A 20,550-nucleotide genomic window follows, 5' to 3' on the forward strand; every position below is an offset into this window, starting at 1 on the left:
GGACCCCGCGTCCGCCTTCTCTTTTGCCTCAAAAACGTTATAATAAGATTTGAAACTATCTAGAGGGAGCAATTGCATCAATGATTAAGAAAGTTGGAGTTATCGGTATTGGTACTATGGGACAAGGCATTGCAGAGATGCTTGCATCGAAAGGGCTGGATGTCTATGTGCTAGAGCGTTCCGAGGAGCGTCTTGCCTACGGATTGCAAATGATTGAAGTAAGTTTGGATAAACAAATCGAAAAATGGGCTCTGACCGGAGCCGAAAAGAAACTGATTCAATCCAAAATTCACGAGACGAGAGAGTATAAGGAACTTGCGGACTGCGAGCTCATTATCGAGACGATCTCGGAAGATTTGGATGCAAAAAAAGAAGTGTTCCAGCAATTGGACGCCATTTGCGGAGAAAACACGATTCTTGCGAGCAACACGTCGACGCTCAGCTTGACAGAGCTGGCCAGCGTAACGAGTGTGCCTGATCGTGTAATCGGCCTTCATTTTATATATCCGGTTTTCAAAATCGATTTGGTTGAAATCGTTCGCGGGCTGAAGACATCCGACGATACGTTCAAGAAGACAAACCATTTTGTTGAAGAAACGATTCAGAAAAAAGGCGTTATGGTTTTCGAATCGCCAGGTTTTGTAACGACCCGTCTGATCTGCCTGTTTATTAACGAGGCGCTGCATGTTTTGGAAGAAGGCGTCGCATCTGCAGAAGACATCGACAACGCAATGCGGATCGGCTACTCGTTCCAGCATGGGCCGTTCGAAATGGCTGACCGCTTCGGACTTGATTCGGTGCTTGCCGCGCTGGAGCGCATGTTCCGCGAATATGGAGAATTGAAATACCGTCCATCCATCGTGTTGAAAAAAATGGTACGCGCTGGTCACTTAGGCGCCAAAACGGGAGTCGGCTTTTTCCAATACGATAAGGATGGGGATCGGATCTAATGAAAGTTCTAGTTATTAATGCAGGAAGTTCGTCTTTGAAATATCAGCTTTATGACATGAGAAACGAAAGCGTGCTTGCGAGCGGCCGTGTCGAAAGAATCGGCATGGATTCCTCTATTGTGACGCATGAGCCGGCGGGCAAACCGGAAGTTAGCAATGTTAGCGAAATTTTGGAGCATGTAACCGCCGTTAAGCGCGTTATTGACATGCTGACACATAAAGAACATGGCGTGCTGGAATCGATGAGCGAAATTGATGCGGTTGGACATCGAATCGTTCATGGCGGCGAGGTGTTTAAAGGTTCAGTACTTGTGACACAGGAAGTGAAGCAGGAAATTCGCCGTTTGTTCGATCTTGCGCCTCTGCATAACCCGGCGCATATGATGGGCATTTCCGCGGTTGAAGCCAATATGCCTGGCGTTCCGCAGGTCGTTGTATTTGATACGGCATTCCATCAGACGATGCCTAATACGTCTTATTTGTACCCGATTCCGACTGTGCTTTATCGCCGCCACAAAATTCGCCGCTACGGCTTCCATGGCACCTCGCATGCTTATGTAAGCGACAAGGCGGCGCGTTATTTGGGCAAACCTTTGGAGTCGCTGAAGATGGTGACTTGCCATATCGGCAATGGCGCAAGCTGCGCAGCTATTTTGGATGGCAAATCGTTCGACACGAGCATGGGCATGACGCCTCTTGAAGGGTTAATGATGGGAACGCGAAGCGGTGATATCGACCCTGCGATTGTACCGTTTGTCATGAACAAAGAAGAGCTTACGCTTGGCGAAGTCAACTCTATGCTTAACAAGCATAGCGGCATGCTGGCCATTTCCGGCATCAGCAGCGATATGCGCGAAGTGACGGAAGCGATGAACGATGGCGACAAAAATGCCAAGCTGGCATTTGACATGTACACCTATCGTCTTAGAAAATATGTCGGCGCTTATGCCGCTGGAATGAACGGCATTGATGTTATCGTATTTACGGCAGGCGTAGGGGAGAACGCCCCGATTGTGCGTCAAGCGGTATGCGAGGGCCTGTCCTTCCTCGGAATAGAGATCGACAACGAGCTGAATGCGCAAAGAAGCAAAGAAGCAAGAGAAATTTCAACGCCGGCATCCCGCGTGAAAGTGCTGGTTGTTCCAACAAACGAAGAGCTGCTTATTGCACGGGATACGTATTCCATCGTTAATGCCGCCGCTTCTAAGGAAGTTTAATATCGTTTTTTATAGATGAGGGGAGAGGCCTGGTTTGAACGACGAGATTTGGAAGGCGTATTCGCACGGAATGGCTGCGGCATACGGCGAAGGCGGCGTTTACATTCCGGGCCTTTTGCTGCGCTGCTACAACAGCTTGGGGCTTTCGGATTCGGAAGCCCTGTTGCTTTTGAACATTATGCAGTATGCGCAAAACGAGCGGAACGACTTCCCGACGCCGGAGGAATTGGCAGGGAGAATGGGAGTAACCGTCCGTCAGGTCGGAGGATGGCTGGGCCGGCTCATGAAGGAAGGTTATTTAACCATCGACGATTATGTGGATGAGGTGACCGGTCTTCAAGCTGAACGCTACAATTGGAACGGCTGGCTCATGAAGGCGGCCGAATGGCTGGCAGCATCGAAGCGCGAAGCCAAAAAGGCGGGAAAGCAGTCGGAGCCAGCAGCTCCCAAATTATCGGCGATAAGCTTATTCACCGTATTCGAACAGGAATTTGGGAGATTGCTTTCGCCGATGGAATGCGAAACGATTACGATATGGCTTGATCAGGACGGCTATACCGAAGAAATCATTTTATTCGCATTAAAGGAAGCTGTATTCGCGGGCAAGCTAAGCTTGCGCTATATCGACCGCATCTTGTATGACTGGAGCCGCAACCGGATTACGAACGCGGAAGAGGCAAGAGCTCATTCCCAGCGTTTTTACGGCGGGCAGTCATAAGTTGGTTTGAAAGCATAATGAAGGGGATGTCCACGGGACCGCATGTAGTAGCGGCCTTTGGGACATCCCCTTCATCTATTTAGATGATGATGGCTGATTTAATAAATTCGTTTTAGAAGCTCATAAACCTCTTCAATCGTGAGACCAAACGATTTGTAAAAGGCGGTATCGACGGCCATCTGCTGAAGAATCATTTCATTACGTTTATGAAGCATTTGTTCGGCCGTTAAATCAGCGACAAAACATCCTTTGCCGGTTACCGTATAAATCAATCCGTGACGTTCGAGTTCCTCCCATGCCTTTTTGACGGTAATAATACTAATGCGAAGCTCGGTTGCCGCCTGACGGATCGGGGGCAGACTATACCCGCTTTCAAGCTCGCCATTTAAAATTTGGGAACTGATTTGTTCAAAAAGCTGCTGATAAATAGGTTTATCAGAATTATTCAAAATTGCAATGTCCATTATATTTCCACTTTCTGAAACCGTTTGATGGCAATATAATACGCGATTATCGTAAATATCGCAAATATGGCGATGCCGGCTGCCAGAATAGGAAGATGGACCGCTAAATTATCCATACCGCTTCCTTTAAATAGATCAAACACTTTTGAGTTTTGCAAGCCGATCCATTCTGCTCCCCCAGCAAACAATATAGCAGCTGTAATGGATGCGCCTGCTGCCACGCCGTATTTATACGCTGTCTTGTAGTACATCGTTATGAAAACAAGGTTGAAAATCGCGAGCATGACGAACGTGAGTCCCCAAAAACCGAAAGAGGGGGCGAAAAAAGTATAATCTAAATTGGGATACAAGCGCAGCGATATTAGGCCAAAGATGATAGCAACACCAATGTGCAGTAATTCCAAAAGGACGATAAAGACCACTCTTGCTTTTACAAAGTCTTTTTTAGTAATGGGCAGAATGCTTGAAAAAATTAAGTCATTATGTGATTTATAGCCTGCAAACATGTTCGGTATCGTAATAAAACAAAAGTAGAGGGTAACGAGGAAATAGAGCCAAGAAGGAATGAGCATTAAAGCGCCTGTTAAAAAAGGCATAATAAAAAAGAAAGGGTGGACTCCCAGCTTTAACTCTTTAACTAACAAGTTATACATAATGATCCTCCTTTTTCGAGCAATAAATCATAATCTCTTCTAGATTCGGAACGGTTGATTTTATATCTAGAGATGGATCAAAGTCTTTGGTATGAATTAAGCCCGAAAAGCCAAAAGAGCTTGTTTTGTAAGAGATTAACTGGTTTTTAACGGAATCTAATTGTTCTTTCCTGCCATTAAGCAAGCGATACGTATCGATAAAATCTTCTTTTTCCGCACTATTGATAATTTGACCATTATGGATGTAGGTAATATAATCCGCACATTTTTCCAAGTCGCTCGTGATGTGGGTGGAAAACAGGATACTAATTTCTCCGTCTTGCACCAGCTCCCGAAAAATATCAAGCAAATTGTCTCTGGCAACGGGATCAAGCCCGCTTGTCGGTTCGTCCAAAATAAGCAGTTTTGCGCCATGTGACAAAGCAATAGCCAAGCTGTATTTGACTTTCATGCCGGTAGATAATTCGTTGATTTTTTTGTCTTCAATCAGGCTGAATTTTTTTAAATACTTGTAGTAAATATCATCATCCCAATTGGTGTAAAATCTTTTGATCACGCTTGTTAATGTTTTGATTTTGCTGCGGGTATAGAAATTGATATCTCCAAATGCCGAGCCCATTTCTTGCTTCAATTGGAGCTCTTGCTCAGCCATACTTTTGCCTAAAATGTGAATTTCTCCGCTGTCCACATGAATTAAATTCAAAATGGACTTGATGGTCGTTGTTTTCCCAGCGCCATTGGCTCCGATAAACCCCATAATATAGCCCTTCTCGAGTTGAAATGATACGTTCTTAAGATGAAAATGCTCATATTTTTTGCTTATATTTTTAATATCTAAAGCCAGCATATCGTTTCCTCCACTCTCAAATTGTGTATGTTGTGTATGCACAATATAACATTGCGTTTACTGTATGTCAATTCCTTTTTAGGGATTCGAATTTGCGTTTCAAGTCATGATTATTTTTGAAAGATTTAAAAGTGATATGATATGATATAGTGCTTTGAAATGTAGATAAAGATTTGGGTTGGGAGGACCTTGCATGTACCGGGTAGCGGTTTGCGATGACGAGGAAAAACAAAGAGAGCTTGTGAAAAGTATGTTAATTGCATTATCGGTAAAGGCAAATATCGATTTTGAAATTCAATTATTCAGCTCGGGTGAGCAGCTCTTATCCCACTATGAGCAAGGGGAGCCTTCATTCCATATTTTGATTTTAGATATCGAAATGAGCGGAATAAACGGGATTCAAACCGCTCGAAAAATTAGAGGCTTAAAAAAACTGGATGAAGGAATCATTTTTTTGACCAGCTATCCTGAATATATGGTGGAAAGTTTTGATGTGATGACCTTTCAATATTTGATTAAGCCTGTTGCTCCTTCCGTTATGGAGGAGAAGATCATTAAGCTCTGCCAATATTTTAAGTCTCTTGATAAAAAATTTATGATCATTAAATCGGGCTATGATGAAGTCGTCCTTAAGCATGATGACCTCATTTGCATTGAAGCGGCCAAAAGCTTAACGATGAAAAGCAAACTCATTTTTACGGCAACTAATGGAACCTATGAAAGCAAAGGGATTATTTCTGAATATGCATCGGCCTTGAGGGACCATAGCTTTTTGCAAATTCATCGGTCTATCATTATCAATCTGCTTCATGTTAGGAAGTTTTCCAGCGGAGAGGTGCATATGGCGAGTGGATTGGAATTGCCGATCGGCCGATCCAAAATAAAAGAGGTCAAAGATGTTTACACCAAATATATGATCATGAAGGTCGGTAGCTATGATTCAAAATAATTGGCCTATTGTCCTTTTCGTAGTGCTTGTAATGGGCGTTCAGTTAAATTTTTATTTTAATTCGGTGTTCGGCAAATTCGCTCAAAAGAGGAATCGATTTATTTATTTTGCCATTTTCGGATTGATCGATTATATCTATTTGACGACGACTGCTTTCAGCCCCGTCCTTTCATCGTTAATCACTATTATTATGATTATTAGTGTTGCGCAATCTTATCTAGTTGAGATGAAATTAAAAATTGTTTTTTCTATATTGTTTGCTGTTTTATTTACTATCGTAAATTTTATTTCCGTTTATATGATTCATACTTTCGATTCTGTCGACTTCAGCATTCTTAAACCTATTAAGGAGCAAGTGCAAATTGCTCATACAAAAGCGATCATTCTCGATTGTCTGATCATGTTTCCTGTCATTCAGATCATAAGACTCGTTAAAAAACGTAGAAGTATTACTTTGCCTTATCGATACTACGCGTTATTTTTGGTCATTCCCGCTATGAGTATTTACCAGCTAAGTATTATAACTTACATGAATTTTTATTATTTTATCTCTAGCATAACATTTCTTTTTTTAAATATTATGATTGTTTATCTTTTTGATTCGATTATTGACAAGTTTCAATTCATGCATGAAAATGATCGGCTTCAAAAGCAAATGGACTACCAGGATGCGAATTATGAAAAGGTTGTTCATAGCTTTAAATCGATTAAAAGAATTATTCATGATACGAATCAACAGTTTTTGTATATTGAAGAATGTATTAGAAGAAATGAGCTGGTATCCGCAGTTGAACATATTAAAACGACATTAAATAAAGTCGAAGACGCCTATCAACGAGTGAATACTGGGAATCTGGTCATTGATGCTCTTGTCACCAATACGCTGAACATCGGACAAGCCAACGGCATTAAAATAGATACCAAGTTGAGTTTAAACGTACATCCAATTGCTATCGACCGTTATGACTTATGCGTTGTAATTGGAAATATGCTGGACAACGCAATGGAAGCTTCCAAAAGGGTGAAAATTGCGGAAGACAGGTATATTCTTATCAAGATACACTCTACCGAGTCGAGTCTTCTCATTCAAATCTTAAATCGGACGGATCATGAAGAAACTCAACTGCGCAGCGAAAAGCCAGAACCGGAGTTTCACGGAATCGGTTTAACCAATATAGCTAGAATTTGCGACAAATATGGCGGACATATGAAAATTGAAACGAACCATAAACAATTTAACAACATGGTTCTTCTTCCGTTTAACGAAACAATCCTTACACAGCAGCATGCTGTTTAGGGATTGTTTTTTTCGTTTCAGGCCGTTTTTCTATAAAAGCGTCTATTTCTTTGTATGCTTTATTCAGCACTTTCAAGCAATCTATTTAATGGAGGTAGAATTTATGAGAAAAAAGATTTTAGGGTTTATGAGCGCTTTGCTTATCGCCATTCCGGTCATTCCGGCGTCTGCTGAGCCGGCCTCTTCCTCGGTCGAACAAAAGGCAAAGGTGTTGGCCTCGAAAATGGTGTCCGATTATGGTGTAAGCGGGATTCAGTACGCAATCCGGGATCACGGGTCCATCGTTTTATCTGGCAGCGCCGGTGTAAAAGACAAAGCGACTAAGGCGCCGATAACGAAAGACACGATGTTTGGAATTGGTTCAACGAGCAAAATGTACGTGACGGCCGCAGCGATGAAACTGGCCGATGCCAAAAAAATTGATATCGATAAGCCGCTCACTACGTACTTAAAAGATTTTAAAATGGCGGATGAACGGTACAAAAAAATTACGCCGCGCATGTTGATGAATCATTCATCCGGATTGTACGGAAGTTCCTTTGAAGGCAGCTTTTTGTTCAATGACAATGATACGAGAGCTCATGATGGCCTGTTAAACAGGCTGAAGTCAGCGCGATTAAAGGCGGAACCAGGAGAATTTTCGGTATATGCGAATGACGGCTTTCAGTTGCTTGAAATTTTGGTTGAACGAGTAAGCGGGTTAAGCTACAGCAAGTTTCTTCAAGTACATTTTTATAACCCGCTTGCTCTAAAATCTACTAAAACTCCATTAGATTCTTTTGATAGAAGCAGGCTTGCAAAGACGTATGTGCCAGAGTTCCAGCAGGCTTTGCCTGTTGAAAATATTAACGTCATCGGGACGGGTGGACTTTATTCGACTGCTGAGGAAGTCACCAAGTTTGCGGAAGTGCTCATCGGGAACCGGACCGATCTTTTATCCGAAAAGTCGGTTAAGGCTATGCAAAGCCATGAATACAAAAAGGGAGTGTGGATAGAGGAGGAGTCCAATTCCTTTAATTACGGCCTAGGCTGGGATGCCGTTAGGCAGGCTCCGTTTGACGAATACGGCATTACGGCCTTATCCAAAGGCGGGGATACGATTTTGTATCATGCAAGTCTGATTTCGCTGCCCCAATATAATATTTCGATGGCCGTGCTTTCTTCAGGGGGAGCTTCTTTCTCAAATAATCTGTTGGCGTCAAAAGTTTTACTGGAGTACTTGAAAGCAAAAGGCAGCGTGAAGGAGATTTTGCCTGATCGTACGTTTGAGCCGGCGGTTCCGGCGGAAATGCCGGCAGAAATGGAAGGTTACTCTGGAATATATGGTTCCCCAAGCGGCACAGTTCATTTGGAAATCAAAAATGGAGAAATATTTCCGGAGCTTAGTACCGCTATGGGGCCACCCCAAAAATTTGTTTATACAGGCAACGGGCAGTTCAAAAACAAGGACGGAAGTGTAGTTGTCAGCTTTGACCGTGCGAAAAACGGAAAGACCTATATTAAGTATTACGGCTATCAATCCTACCCAGGGTTAGGCCAAATGTTGATGGGCGTATATATTTATCAAAAATTGGATCGCAACCCGCTTGATCAAAACATACAAAAGGCATGGGAGCAAAGGAACGGTAAAACGTATTATCGTTTGGACGAAAAAATCAGCTCAGTGGGTTACCTGTGGCCAGTATTATTGAGTAAAAAAATATCCTTTGATGCCGGCAGCGGTTACGCATTTGGCGCTAAAATTGTAAGTGCGAATAAAGCAGTCAATGAGGTCCAAATTCCCATTATGTTCGGTAGGGATACGTTTGATTTGAGTTTTTACAAAAAGAAACAAACGGAGTATTTAACGATTAACGGAGAAACCTATTTGAGCGAAGATGGAATCAAACCGTTTCCAGAGGGAACTTCCTCGGTCCGCATAAACAATGGCGAGGCAGTCTGGTACAAAATTGACAAAAAAACGGCGAACAAGGTGTTGACGGTAAAATCGCCTGCAAGTGGGGGATTTGCGGTTTATGATGCCAAAGGAGCCGTTGTCCATTTTTCAAAGATCGGGAGCAAAAATTCGGTTGCCCTTCCTGAAGGCGGAATGATCGTATTTGGCGGGGAAAAAGGCGATGTATTAAAAACAGAATGGCAATCGAAGCGCTGACCGTTCTCTTACGTGGATGGATTCAGATGTTTGGGGTATGAGCCTGTTGCATGACAGTCCGGCGATAAATTCATCAAGGACCTGAACACGCCGGACTTGAGACTTACGGCTTGGCTGCGAACAGCAGCCGAATAGGATCATGTATTGTTTCGACGACAACGGAATATGATTTGGCCTGAAGCCACTCGATAAGTTCGGTGAGCAGGGAGGCCGTCAGCCCACCGCTTGAAAGGGGAGCGGCACCTTCAAACGTTGCGCTGTGGGCGAGGCTGTTGCTATCGGTCATCCAGCCGGTCAACACGAGCCTGCCGCCGGGGCGAAGCGCCCGATCCATTTCGGCCAGCGTAAGCAATTGGCCGGATGGAGTAAGATGCTGCAAAGCGAATGTACAGGCTATAAAATCGAAGCTTTGGTCCGATACGGGGAGAGCGAGCAAGTTGCCTTGTCTGGAATCGGCGGTTGGCAGCCGCTCCCGCAGCAGTGACACCATTTCGCCGGATTGCTCGACAGCCGTTATACGAGCACCAGACTGCTGCAGCAAAACGGTCAAATTGCCGCTCCCGGCTCCGGCGTCCAGCCCTTCCTCATCAGCGGATGGATCGATCCAATCTGCCGTTCGCCTGAGCGCCCTTTCATAAAGCTGGGGAGTTAAATAAGGCGACAACGCAACAAGAGGACCGTTTTGCCCATGCTGAACTGCCATTCCGTCATAGTTCCACTCGTCCTTCCAAGCGGAGCGCAAGGAACGGTTCTGCTTCATTTGGTGCGCGGCCAGCTCAGCTTGCTCAAGCTCTGGGCGGTCGCTGCCCCGCCAAGCGCTCAGCGTATCGTCAAAGGCCCGCAAGGCTTCAGTAGCGCTTATCATCTCTTCGTAAAGCTGGGCACGTACGCCATCCATTTTTTTGAAAAAAAGCTCCTTATGAGAAAGAAGAGGAATGAGCTCGTAAATTCGGGCGATCGGTATGCCAAGCTCTCTGAGCGAAATGGCCCAGCGCAAGGCGATCAAATCTTCCTCCGAATAGCTTCGATATCCGTTTTCAATTTCTTTTTGCGGAGCGACAAGCCCTTTTTCTTCGTAAAAACGCAGCGTTCGCGGCGTCACGCCGAGAAGCCTCGCGGCTTCATGCACTTTCATGGCGTCTCACTCCTGTGTTTGCTGGATTTATCTCTTCATTATGAACGTTGACGCAGCGTCAAAGTCAATCTTAAATGGAAATTAAACAAGCTGACCCCGATGAAATATCGGAGCCAGCTTGTTGCTTTGTTTTCAAAATCTACTGAAAGGGAGCTTGATGACACGCCTACTGGCGCTCGAACAAGGTCCACTTGCACGTTCCTACAGTCCGCCGCCCCGTTTTAGAAGCTCCAAACGATACACATATTCGAATATAAACTCGAATGCTTCCAAATGACGCTTAGCCTCGAATGCATTAGCACCCCAAGCGTAAATGCCATGCTTGCGAAGAATGACGCCTGGAATTTCCTTAACGATTCGTTCCGTAATTTCCGGCACGATGGAAGGGATATGGGCGAAGTTGGACACGATCGGAATATCGATATGTTTTTCCTCTTCCCACAAGTTAAAGCCTTTTATCAACTCGACGCCATCCACGGGAACCGACTTCCGATCCCAAAAATATTCCGAGATGACGTTATTAAATACAGTATGGACGTGGAAAATAGCTCCCGCACCAGTCAAACGGTAAATTTCACAGTGGATCAGCGTTTCCGCCGAAGGCTTCAGCGAGGTGGACTCGCAAGGTTTGCCATCTTGGTCGACGAACAAATAATCTTCAGGCGTATGCACCGTTTTGTCTTTGCCGCTTGCCGTGATGGCGAACTGGAATTGCTCCGGCGTATAGTCGCCGACACGGACGGAGAGGTTACCGCTAGTGCCAGGAAACCAGCCCCGCGAAGCAAACAGTTCCTTTACTTCCCTTAATTCGGACAAGGCTTGCTGCTTGTCCTCGGTTCTAATGTTGCTAAAGCTCATGCACAGTCTTCCTTTCTTGATTCATGGCGGCGATGATATCGTGGAACGTTTCGTATTCGGTATGAGCGAGTCCCAGCTCACGGCACTTGGTCGTCAAGTGGGAGCGGGAATAAACGGCATTCGCAAGCTTCGCCCCTTCAAAGTCGGTTACGCTGTCGCCAATAATAATACGATGATATTCCGATTCTGGAAAACGACGCATAATCGTCGTTTTGCACATGCCGCATTTGTTCGTGCAATGCTCATCGCAAGGATGCGGCCATTGGATTTCAATGCGCTGTCCTGAAAAGTCGCTGCCGTTGCAAAAAATATGGTCTTTTGCGATATTGAATTGCTCCAGTACGGGATAAACAAAAAAGTCGATGCCACCGCTGGTCACGTAAAATTCAATGTCATTTTCCTTGCAGTAGTCTAGAAACTGCCCAAATCCTTCTCGGATGCGAACGTTGGAGACGCCATAAGAGACGACCTCTTCCTGCTTAGAAGAAGGGAGGAGGTGGAACAGAGCTCCGACTCCTTCTTGAATGGACAGTTCGGTTGAAATGGTTCTCTCCGCTATCGATTCCCAGCCCTCGGGATTAAAGTGTTTAATGATGGCGATGATGTTGTCGTTAACGGTAATCGTCCCGTCGAAATCGCAAAAGACGATCGTTTTTTTGGCGTTTCCATTGTGTGAGTTCTGTGCTGTCGTCATGCTTCTCTAATCCCCCAAGCTTGAATTGCGGCGTGAAGAGCTTCATTGCCCGCTTGTGCCGCAGCTTCTTGAAGCGGAATGCCGTTTGCCGCTGCGTCAATAGCTTGGCGGAACGCTTGTCCGCCTGCGGCGGTGCCCATCGAATGGCCGTGAATACCGCCCCCGGCATTCACTACGACATCAGTGCCGAAATCTTTCAGAATAAGCGGCACCAATCCGGGATGGATGCCTGCGGAAGGCACCGGGAAGCTGGATTTAAGTCCATGGAACGGCTGCATAAGAGCGTCCTTGACAGCCAAGTTTTCTTCTTTCGGCATCACGACGGAGCCGTAAGGCGATGGGAAAAGAACAAGGTCGGCGCCGGACAGCCGCATGAGCTTGCCAAGCAATAAAGAAGCGCTGATTCCGTAATGAGGCGATGGATAGATCGCTCCCGCCATAGCCGGATGCGCGGCGATTGGCACACGAATGGTCGGGTCGCTGCTGAGCTCATGAAGCACATCGAAGCCGTAAGCAAGCACATTAAACAATAAAGCGTTGGCGCCAGCGTCAATCGCTTTGCGCGCATTGGCGGCAAGCTGCGAGGTTGGACCCGTCAAATTGACGGCGTAAAGCAGCTTCTGACCCGTTTCTTGTTGTGCTTTGCGTGCCGCTTCCATACAGGCTTCAACACGCTTCTCCAAAGGAGTGAGCGGATTTTCGAACAATATTTCATCATCTTTGATCAGGTCGACTCCGCCAAGCGCTTGCTTGTAAAATTGCTCTTGCAAGTTCGGCAGATCATGGCCGACAACCGATTTGAAAATGCTCATAAGCAGAGGGCGGTCATCGACGCCAAGCAGCTCCCTAACCCCTTGCAAGCCGAATTTCGGACCTGGGAAGGCGGATGCGAACGACTCTGAAAAATCAAGATCGAGCAGCTTGATGCGTCCGTCCATGGACAGCTTGCCAAACACTGTAACGAGCAGGGCAGGAAGGTCGCGGCTGAAATTGATGTCTGGATACGCAATTGTGATATCTGCAAAACGTTCTCCCGGTAGGCTGGACTCATGCGCGTCGACGGACAACACTTTGCCGAGATGCTTTTCCATGTCGGCCTTTTGCGCTTCCGGCAGCTCCGTCCAGCTGCCGACGGTCAAACCGACCGCAATGGACAATGCTTTTTTATGAAAATCGGCCTTATCGTCGTAGGAACGGTAAGTGGCAATACATACTTGGCTCATTCCGCAAGACTCCTTTCGATAGCGGCTCCGATTTCTCCGGCGCGTTCGGCGGAACGGCGCATTCCTTTTATAAGCGCCTCCGGCAATCCCGCCTCAGCCATCGTTTCGATAGCGGCTTGCGTTGTTCCATTAGGCGACGTCACTTTGCGGCGCAGCTGTTCCGGGCTTTCGCCAGTCTGTTTGACCATCTGTGCCGCGCCCAAAACGGTTTGAACGACAAGCTCTTTGGCCATATCGGGAGCAAGCCCCATCTCATCAGCCGCTTTCAGCATCGCTTCCATAACGAAATAAACATAGGCAGGTCCGCTTCCAGACACGCCGGTGATCGACTCCTGCAGGGGCTCATCTATGACGGCGTTAATGCCGATTGATTGGAACATCGCCTCCGCTATGAGGCGATGGGTTGGCGTAACATGCTTCGAGTAGCTGATGCCGGTTGCGCCTAGTCCTATCGTGCTGGACGTATTGGGCATGGAACGAACGATCGGCTGGTTTTCCCCAAGCAACCGTTCCATAGAGGCAATAGACAATCCAGCAATGACAGAAACGATGAGCTGATTCGGCTTAAGCATCGGACCGAGATAGGCTAGCGCCTCCGCAGCGTCTTTTGGTTTCATGGCGAGAAAAATAATGTCGGCTTCCTGCAGGAAGTTTTCATTGGATGAACCTTGAATGACGGTTTGAACGCCATACCTCTCATGCAGCTCCGCTAGACGGTCTTTATTGCTACGGTTAAGCATTGAGATTTTTCCCGGCTCAACGAGCTTCTCGGAAATGAGGCCGCGAGCGATGGCTTCCGCCATGGAACCTGCTCCATAGAAGCAGATAGCCATGGATGCGATGCCGGTTTGTGTAAGTGTAGTCATGGTTCCATTCCTCCTAAAACAATTATCCTCTAATTTGTCCGTTTCCATAGATCCGGTATTTGGTCGAAGTGAGCGCCGGCAATCCCATTGGCCCGCGAGCGTGAAGCTTTTGCGTGCTGATGCCGATTTCTGCGCCGAAGCCGAACTCGAAGCCGTCGGTGAAGCGGGTGGAAACGTTATGATAGACTGCGGCAGCATCGACCTCTTGCAAAAAGCGCTCCGCATGGTCGGCAGTCTCCGTTACGATGCACTCGGAATGTTTGGTGCCGTACCGCCGGATGTGAGCAAGCGCTTCGTCAAAGGAATCTACTATTTTCACATTTAAAATATAGTCGTTGTATTCTGTGGCGAAATCTTCTTCAGTTGCAGGCGCAATGCCTTCCACTAGCGTACGAGTTCGCTCGCAGCCTCTTATTTCAACCGATGCGCCATACTGCGGCGCAAGAAGTTCGGCAAGATGCGCTTCGGCTACGGTTTTGTGAAGGAGCAAAGTTTCCATTGAGTTGCATACGGAAGGGCGCTGTACCTTCGCATTAAAGGCGATAGAGGCGGCCATTGCAATGTCGGCTGTATCGTCAACGAACACATGGCAAATTCCGGCTCCGGTTTCAATAACGGGTACAGTCGCATTTTCGACGACATTGCGGATAAGAGCCGCTCCGCCGCGAGGGATGACGACATCAAGCAAGCCGTTAAGCTTCAGCATCTCATTAACGGAAGCCCGATCGCCATCCTCAATCAATTGAATGGCATCTGGAGGCAAGGCGGTATTTCGGACGGCGTCTCTTAGCACTTCAACGATTTTGCGGTTCGACGAAATGGCGGCAGAGCCTCCCCGCAATACAACGCAGTTGCCTGTTTTGAGGCAGAGGCCAGCAGCGTCGACGGTTACGTTAGGACGCGCCTCGTAAATCATGCCGATCACTCCGAGCGGAACGCGTATTTTCTCCACTTTCATGCCGTTTGGCCGCTCAAACGATTCCAGCAGCTCGCCGACGGGATCGGGCAATGCGACGATTTGACTAAGGCCCTCCGCGATGCCTTCCATCCGTTCGCTGTTTAAAGCCAAACGGTCGAGCAGGGAAGGGCTTGTGCCAAGCTCTTTCCCGCGGCGCAAATCTTCCGCATTCGCTTCGATAATTTCTTCCTTTCGGGCCAATAGCGCATTCGCCATCGCCGTCAAAGCTTCATTTTTTTGCTCCGTCGTCAACTTGTTCATGGCAGCGGCCGCTTCCCCGGCCAAAGCCGCCTTTTCTCTCACTTCGCTTATCATACCAGTTCCCTCCCGTTTCATCCTAGTTTCGATCCCTTATTTCAGCGTAATCCATTCATCCCGGTGAATCACTTCGATGCGGGTCACGTCGACGCGGCGCGCTACCTCTTCCGTGCCGAGCCCAGCTGCCGCTTGCAGCTGCCAAGAGGCGTAATTGACGACGCCGCGCCCCAAAATCTCGTTTTGCCGGTTGATGACTTCGACTACATCGCCAGGGTGAAAGTCGCCCTCGCTGAGAGTGACGCCAGCAGGAAGGAGGCTTTTGCCCCCGATAAGCAATGCGCTGACGGCGCCGTCGTCGACTGTAATTTTTCCTTGCGGCATGGAATGAAAGCCAAGCCACTGCTTCTTCATTGGGAGACTGTGCAGCTTAGTATCAAAATAAGTGCCTCTTCCCGTGCCTTCTACAGCGCTGCTTAAATCTCCATCCTGCTGCACTTTCCCGATAAATGCACGAACCCCACCGCGCATGGCGATTCGGGCCGCTTCTATTTTGGAGCGCATGCCGCCCGTTCCGACGGCAGAACCCGCACCGCCAGCCAGCTTCATAATCTCCTCGGAAATTTGATCGACGCGTTCTATTTTTACAGCCTGCGGATTTTTTCTTGGGTCCTCGGTGTACAGGCCGTCCATATCCGTAATAATAACGAGTTTTGCGGCTTTCGTCATCGCTGCGACGAGCGCGGACAAGTTGTCGTTGTCGCCAAATTTGAGAACGAGTTCATCGGTCGCCACCGTGTCGTTTTCATTAATGATAGGAATAATGCGTTGTTTGAGCAGCTCTTCAATGGTCATTAACGCATTTTGGATTCGTCTCCGGTTGGAGAAATCCGCTCGCGTGAGCAAAATTTGCGCCGCTACGATGCCGTACTGGCTAAGAGCTTCCTGATACGCTTGCATGAGCAGGGCTTGACCGACGGCGGCCGCCGCTTGCTTTTCGTGAACGGCTTTTGGCCTTGCCGTATAGCCGATTTGCCGGAAGCCCGCCGCTACCGCACCTGATGTAACGAGCATGACAGCTTCGCCCTGCGAATGTCTGGACGCCAGCTCTGATGCGAAAAAACGAATTCGTTCCCGGTTGAGCCCACCTTCCTCGGAGGTGAGGGAGCTGCTCCCGATTTTCACTACGATACGTTCCGACATGTTCCACCCATCCTATCCCAAATTCGTGACAACAAAAAAGACTTCCGTCCATAAAGGACGAAAGTCTAATGCTTCCGCGGTACCACCTTCGTTGACAACCGCTCTTGCGATAAAAGCGGACTGTCCATCTTTGACCCTCGTAACAGGAGGAGCTGTCCGGCTTGTCGCCGGCCGTTCGGAGGTAGGTTCGTCAGGGGCCAACCGTAAATTCTTTCAGCCGATGGAATTTACTCTCTGGAGGAGGCCTGTTCTGCTTACTGGTCCCGTCATCACGTTTCAAATATATACTAAATTAAGGATAACATGATCGCACTGCTCTGTAAAGAAAGGCAAACCACCATTGTGATGCGCAAAAGCTTTAAAAAAGGCCTAAGTTTCCGATTCTTCGAACAGCCTCTTGGAGCCTTGCCTCGTCTGACAAAAGGCCAAGCCGCACGTACCCTTCGCCATGAGTGCCAAAGCCGACGCCAGGCGCTACGACGACATCTGCTTCAAGAAGCACTTTGTCGGCAAACGATTCCGAGGTGTAGCCCGCAGGGACGGGAAGCCAGCAGAAGAAGGAGCCGCCTGGACGGGAAGCCTTCCAGCCAATCTCGTCCAGCGCGGCAAATAAAGCTTCGCGGCGGCGTTCGTATGTAGCTGACAGCTCCGTTACACATTGCTGAGGTCCGGTCAATGCTAGCGCCGCTGCTTCCTGAATGCCGCCAAACAGGCTGCAATAGTAATGATCCTGAATCAAGTTGATCATAGCTACGATATCGCGGTTTCCAAGAGCAAAGCCTACGCGCCAGCCTGCCATGTTGTAAGATTTCGACAACGTATAAAACTCCACTCCAACCTCTTTGGCGCCAGGTGTCTGCAAGAAGCTGATCGGCTTCGCGCCGTCGAAGCCGATGGCGCCGTATGCGAAATCGCTAGCGGCAACGATTCCGTGTTTCTCCGCAAAGCGAACCGCCTCAGCGTAAAACTCCGCATTGGCAACGGCGCCAGTCGGATTGTTGGGATAATTCATAAACATCAGCTTGGCCCGCTCGGCAATGGAAGGATCGATCGCCTTCAGATCGGGTAAATAGCCGTTTTCTTCCTTAAGCGGCATAAAGGACATTTCCGCTCCCGCCAAAGCGACGCCCGACCAATAATCGGGATAGCCAGGATCGGGTACAAGGCAGACATCGCCCGGATTGAGAAGACATTGGCTTATTTCGACCAATCCGGTTTTTCCGCCGAACAAAATCGCGACCTCAGTCGCCGGGTCCAAATCAACATTGTAGTCTTCCTTGTATCTCGCTGCCACAGCTTCTTTAAGAAAGGCAAAGCCGCTAAAAGGCGGGTACTTATGGTATAACGGGTTAGCGGCTGCTTCTTGCAGACGGGTTACAATGTGGGGAGGGGTAGGCTGATCGGGATTGCCTTGTCCCAAATTAATGACGTCCCGTCCTTTCGCAATTTGCGCATTCGCTTTTGCAACCAGCCTCGCAAAAAATTGCGTCGGCAATCCTTGCATCCGCTGCGCGGGCTGAATGCGCCCTTTTTGTGTTCCTGCTTCCATTTCATCACGCTCCGAATCGCTTGGCTAAAACGCTATTTGTCAGTCGTTATCGAATAGACATTAGCAATAATGTAGCACGAATGGGCGGAGAATTGAAGAACATTGCGTATTTCAAGGGCGGACGGGATTTTAGGGCAAACCGACCTTTTTCAGAAAGGGAGCTATATCGGCGTTAAACAGGAACAAATACGGCTTGTGGCCGTTGTCGAATGCCAATAAAAGAGGCGGCTCCTCCTTGCAATAAAAAAGGAACAGCTCGTTTGCCGTTACCGAGTGGTTTCCTGTCGTCAGAACCGCGTCCCTCGCGAGCGGAATGCGATATACGTAAGTGCAGCTTCTATCCGCCGTCAGCTGAGGGGCAAGCCCGGTAACGGAAGCGGCCATTTCCGTCGCCATCTTTTGAAACTGTTCATCGTTGGGCATCGCTTTGACAACTTTTCCGGCCGCAATTTCAAACACTTGAATCGGTCCCGCGGCATGCTCCGCTGGACTTGGTTTTGCATCAAAAGTAGAAGCCGAAGTATGGAGAGGGGCGCCAAGCAGCGACAATACCGCGATAAAGGCGGCGATTAATAAAGGAAATCTTTTGCCATACAGGGATTTCATAAATCCAAAACTCCTTTGTCGGGTAATCGGGTACGCTTTCTTCTTCATTAAATTACCCATCTTGACAGGGAACCATGAAAAGTTATCATTAGTGAAATAAAACATTCAGGGAGGCATGGCCGATATGTCCAAGCGATTGCGGATTGCGCTGCTGCAAATGCACATCGAGGCGGGAAAGCCGGAAGTTAATAAAGCCAAATTAAAGGCGATGCTCGAACAATCCATTGTGTCAGAGGGAGGCAAACCCGACGTTATCGTATTGCCCGAGATGTGGAACACGGGTTACGCCCTAACGGAAATTCGGCAATTGGCTGATCGAAACGGGGAAGAAACAAGGGCGCTGTTATCCGATTTCAGCAAAACAAATGGAGTCAGCATCGTTGGCGGCTCGATTGCGGAGACAAAAACGGACGGCGTATACAATACGATTTATGCTTTTGACCGCGAGGGGAAAGAAATTGGAAATTATTCCAAAATTCATTTGTTCCGGTTGATGGATGAAGAAAAATATTTAAAAGCGGGAGACAAGCCAGGGGGCTTGCAAATCGAAGGAGAGCAGGCCGGCATGATGATCTGCTACGACATTCGGTTTCCGGAGCTTGCCCGCACTTTAGCGCTTCAAGGAGCCAAGATGCTGTTTGTGCCGGCGGAATGGCCGAATCCGAGGCTGCATCATTGGCGCACGCTGCTTACGGCAAGAGCGATTGAAAATCAAATGTATGTCATCGCCTGCAACCGGATGGGACAAAGCTGCGAAACGACCTTTTTCGGACATTCGCTCATCATCGATCCATGGGGTGAAGTGGTGGCGGAGGCCGGTGAAGAAGAAACGATCCTTTATGGAGAAATCGATCTGGAACTGGTTGAGCAGGTGCGCTCCAAAATCCCGGTTTTCGAAGATCGCCGTCCCGGCCTGTACTCATTAGAATAAGCCACGCCTATTTAATTTTTGTAAGCGAATCTTTGTATACGGCTATCGTGTCATTTAAGGTTGAAATAAAAGCTTGCGCCGCCTTGGACAAGTAGCGGCCTTTCCGGCTGGCGACAACAAGCGTCCGGGTAGGCTTTGAGGAAAGTTTCAAATAGACGGGGGCAAAGCCGTCCCCTCTGGTTCTGGTCAGCATTTGAGGGACAAAAGCGATGCCCATCCCGCCTGCCACAAGCGATTGTACCGTTTCAATGTTGCTGCTTTCAAACACGATTCGCGGCGTAAAGCCCTTTTGCTCGCAAAGCTCTACCGTAATTTGCCGGAAGCCTTGGCCTCGCTTAAGCCCGATAAACGGCTCCTGCGCAAGCTCGCCGATCGCAATGGGATCCTTGCGTGTTGCAAACGGGTGCTGGGGCGGAACGGCCAAACATATTTCTTCCTCCAAATAAGGCTCCCACGATAAAGAGGTGTCGATCAGCGGCAGCGAAAGAAGGCTTAAGTCAGTTCCTCCGCTTGCGGTTAATTGCTCTAGCTTTGCGGTCGTCTCTTCTACAAGCACGACTTCAATCTGCGGGTAATGTTCGCCGAAAGCGGGCAGGACAAGGGGGAGAACATGCGAGCCTGTGATGGGAAGGGTGCCGACGACCAATTTTCCCCGTCTCATTTGCGCCATGTCGTCCATTTCTTGCTTCAACTGCTCAACGGCGTCCAAAATGGTTTGCGACTTTGCAACGAAAACTTGTCCCGCCTGCGTCAGCTCGACGGAGTTGGTCGTCCTTCTAAACAGAAGTACGCCAAGCTCCTGCTCAAGCTTGGAAAGCTGCTGGCTTAGCGAAGGCTGGGCAATATGCAGCTTGTCCGCCGCCCGGGAAAAGTTTTTTTCATTTGCAATTTGAATGACATAGCCGAGTTGTCTTAGTTCCATATGATAGTTCTCCTTCCGAGCCATTTGTAGGATAATGAAATGAAGAGAGACGACGCTCTCTATCATTTATAGCCTATAGTGCTTTGCTTTATAGTTATTACCT

20 protein-coding genes are annotated in these 20,550 nt (G+C 47.9%); 7 read left to right on the forward strand and 13 right to left on the reverse strand.

Features of this window, described 5'->3' with window-relative positions:
- Positions 1 to 80: 80 nt before the first annotated feature.
- Genes ACFQZE_RS02950 through ACFQZE_RS02960 form a run of 3 tightly spaced genes read left to right on the forward strand, consistent with a single transcriptional unit; the run spans position 81 to position 2,885 of the window.
- Positions 81 to 950 (forward strand): 3-hydroxyacyl-CoA dehydrogenase family protein, encoded by an 870-nt coding sequence (locus tag ACFQZE_RS02950; protein ID WP_379353490.1) that lies wholly within the window; start codon positions 81 to 83, stop codon positions 948 to 950.
- Entirely contained in the window at positions 950 to 2,167 is a 1,218-nt protein-coding gene (locus tag ACFQZE_RS02955; protein WP_379353491.1) for an acetate kinase, read from the forward strand. The genes ACFQZE_RS02950 and ACFQZE_RS02955 overlap by 1 nt, the downstream gene beginning before the upstream one ends.
- A gap of 34 nt (positions 2,168 to 2,201) precedes the next feature.
- Positions 2,202 to 2,885, forward strand: a complete 684-nt coding sequence (locus ACFQZE_RS02960) for a DnaD domain protein (protein ID WP_379353492.1) — start codon at positions 2,202 to 2,204, stop codon at positions 2,883 to 2,885.
- A 98-nt stretch (positions 2,886 to 2,983) separates the two neighbouring features.
- Here ACFQZE_RS02960 and ACFQZE_RS02965 read toward each other — a convergent pair whose 3' ends face one another.
- Genes ACFQZE_RS02965 through ACFQZE_RS02975 form a run of 3 tightly spaced genes read right to left on the reverse strand, consistent with a single transcriptional unit; the run spans position 2,984 to position 4,849 of the window.
- Positions 2,984 to 3,349, reverse strand: a complete 366-nt coding sequence (locus ACFQZE_RS02965; RefSeq protein ID WP_379353493.1) for a GntR family transcriptional regulator — start codon at positions 3,347 to 3,349, stop codon at positions 2,984 to 2,986.
- Positions 3,349 to 4,002 (reverse strand): ABC-2 transporter permease, encoded by a 654-nt coding sequence (locus tag ACFQZE_RS02970; RefSeq protein ID WP_379353495.1) that lies wholly within the window; start codon positions 4,000 to 4,002, stop codon positions 3,349 to 3,351. The genes ACFQZE_RS02965 and ACFQZE_RS02970 overlap by 1 nt, the downstream gene beginning before the upstream one ends.
- Positions 3,995 to 4,849, reverse strand: a complete 855-nt coding sequence (locus ACFQZE_RS02975; RefSeq protein WP_379353498.1) for an ABC transporter ATP-binding protein — start codon at positions 4,847 to 4,849, stop codon at positions 3,995 to 3,997. Before ACFQZE_RS02975 ends, ACFQZE_RS02970 begins: the two co-directional genes overlap by 8 nt.
- A 193-nt stretch (positions 4,850 to 5,042) precedes the next feature.
- On the opposite strand from ACFQZE_RS02975, the gene ACFQZE_RS02980 reads away from it, so the two are divergent.
- From ACFQZE_RS02980 to ACFQZE_RS02990, 3 genes are all read left to right on the forward strand, one after another.
- Positions 5,043 to 5,798 carry a LytR/AlgR family response regulator transcription factor gene (locus tag ACFQZE_RS02980; RefSeq protein ID WP_379353500.1) on the forward strand — a complete coding sequence of 252 codons (756 nt, stop codon included), beginning with the start codon at positions 5,043 to 5,045 and terminating at the stop codon, positions 5,796 to 5,798.
- Positions 5,785 to 7,095, forward strand: a complete 1,311-nt coding sequence (locus tag ACFQZE_RS02985) for a GHKL domain-containing protein (RefSeq protein WP_379353502.1) — start codon at positions 5,785 to 5,787, stop codon at positions 7,093 to 7,095. The genes ACFQZE_RS02980 and ACFQZE_RS02985 overlap by 14 nt, the downstream gene beginning before the upstream one ends.
- 103 nt (positions 7,096 to 7,198) lie before the next feature.
- Positions 7,199 to 9,247, forward strand: a complete 2,049-nt coding sequence (locus ACFQZE_RS02990) for a serine hydrolase domain-containing protein (protein WP_379353504.1) — start codon at positions 7,199 to 7,201, stop codon at positions 9,245 to 9,247.
- Between the two features lie 103 nt (positions 9,248 to 9,350).
- Here the strand turns inward: ACFQZE_RS02990 and ACFQZE_RS02995 are convergent, their stop codons facing one another.
- The 9 genes from ACFQZE_RS02995 to ACFQZE_RS03035 all read right to left on the reverse strand — a co-directional run bounded on the left by ACFQZE_RS02995 (position 9,351) and on the right by ACFQZE_RS03035 (position 18,594).
- A complete protein-coding gene (locus ACFQZE_RS02995) occupies positions 9,351 to 10,382 on the reverse strand; it encodes a MerR family transcriptional regulator (protein WP_379353506.1) in 1,032 nt (343 codons plus the stop codon).
- A 201-nt stretch (positions 10,383 to 10,583) separates the two neighbouring features.
- Entirely contained in the window at positions 10,584 to 11,240 is a 657-nt protein-coding gene (gene mtnB, locus ACFQZE_RS03000; protein WP_379353508.1) for a methylthioribulose 1-phosphate dehydratase, read from the reverse strand.
- Entirely contained in the window at positions 11,230 to 11,934 is a 705-nt protein-coding gene (locus ACFQZE_RS03005) for a 2-hydroxy-3-keto-5-methylthiopentenyl-1-phosphate phosphatase (protein ID WP_379353511.1), read from the reverse strand. Before ACFQZE_RS03005 ends, mtnB begins: the two co-directional genes overlap by 11 nt.
- On the reverse strand, positions 11,931 to 13,157 hold the full coding sequence (locus ACFQZE_RS03010) for a 2,3-diketo-5-methylthiopentyl-1-phosphate enolase (RefSeq protein WP_379353513.1): 1,227 nt from the start codon (positions 13,155 to 13,157) through the stop codon (positions 11,931 to 11,933). Before ACFQZE_RS03010 ends, ACFQZE_RS03005 begins: the two co-directional genes overlap by 4 nt.
- Positions 13,154 to 14,023, reverse strand: a complete 870-nt coding sequence (proC, locus tag ACFQZE_RS03015) for a pyrroline-5-carboxylate reductase (RefSeq protein WP_379353515.1) — start codon at positions 14,021 to 14,023, stop codon at positions 13,154 to 13,156. Before proC ends, ACFQZE_RS03010 begins: the two co-directional genes overlap by 4 nt.
- A 22-nt stretch (positions 14,024 to 14,045) precedes the next feature.
- Positions 14,046 to 15,296, reverse strand: coding sequence for a glutamate-5-semialdehyde dehydrogenase (locus tag ACFQZE_RS03020; RefSeq protein ID WP_379353517.1), 1,251 nt, complete (start codon positions 15,294 to 15,296; stop codon positions 14,046 to 14,048).
- Between the two features lie 36 nt (positions 15,297 to 15,332).
- A complete protein-coding gene (gene proB, locus ACFQZE_RS03025) occupies positions 15,333 to 16,439 on the reverse strand; it encodes a glutamate 5-kinase (protein WP_379353519.1) in 1,107 nt (368 codons plus the stop codon).
- Positions 16,440 to 16,797: 358 nt separating this feature from the next.
- Complete coding sequence (locus ACFQZE_RS03030) at positions 16,798 to 17,988, reverse strand: pyridoxal phosphate-dependent aminotransferase (protein ID WP_379353521.1); 1,191 nt, start codon at positions 17,986 to 17,988, stop codon at positions 16,798 to 16,800.
- A 129-nt stretch (positions 17,989 to 18,117) separates the two neighbouring features.
- Complete coding sequence (locus ACFQZE_RS03035; RefSeq protein WP_379353523.1) at positions 18,118 to 18,594, reverse strand: hypothetical protein; 477 nt, start codon at positions 18,592 to 18,594, stop codon at positions 18,118 to 18,120.
- Between the two features lie 124 nt (positions 18,595 to 18,718).
- On the opposite strand from ACFQZE_RS03035, the gene ACFQZE_RS03040 reads away from it, so the two are divergent.
- Positions 18,719 to 19,525, forward strand: a complete 807-nt coding sequence (locus tag ACFQZE_RS03040) for a carbon-nitrogen family hydrolase (protein ID WP_379353525.1) — start codon at positions 18,719 to 18,721, stop codon at positions 19,523 to 19,525.
- Between the two features lie 7 nt (positions 19,526 to 19,532).
- Here the strand turns inward: ACFQZE_RS03040 and ACFQZE_RS03045 are convergent, their stop codons facing one another.
- The gene (locus ACFQZE_RS03045; protein WP_379353527.1) at positions 19,533 to 20,447 is read right to left on the reverse strand and encodes a LysR family transcriptional regulator; all 915 of its coding nucleotides are present in this window, start codon (positions 20,445 to 20,447) and stop codon (positions 19,533 to 19,535) included.
- Between the last annotated feature and the right edge of the window lie 103 nt (positions 20,448 to 20,550).

Origin of the sequence: Paenibacillus sp. GCM10027627 (assembly GCF_042675505.1) — a bacterium.
GTDB lineage: Bacteria > Bacillota > Bacilli > Paenibacillales > Paenibacillaceae > Pristimantibacillus.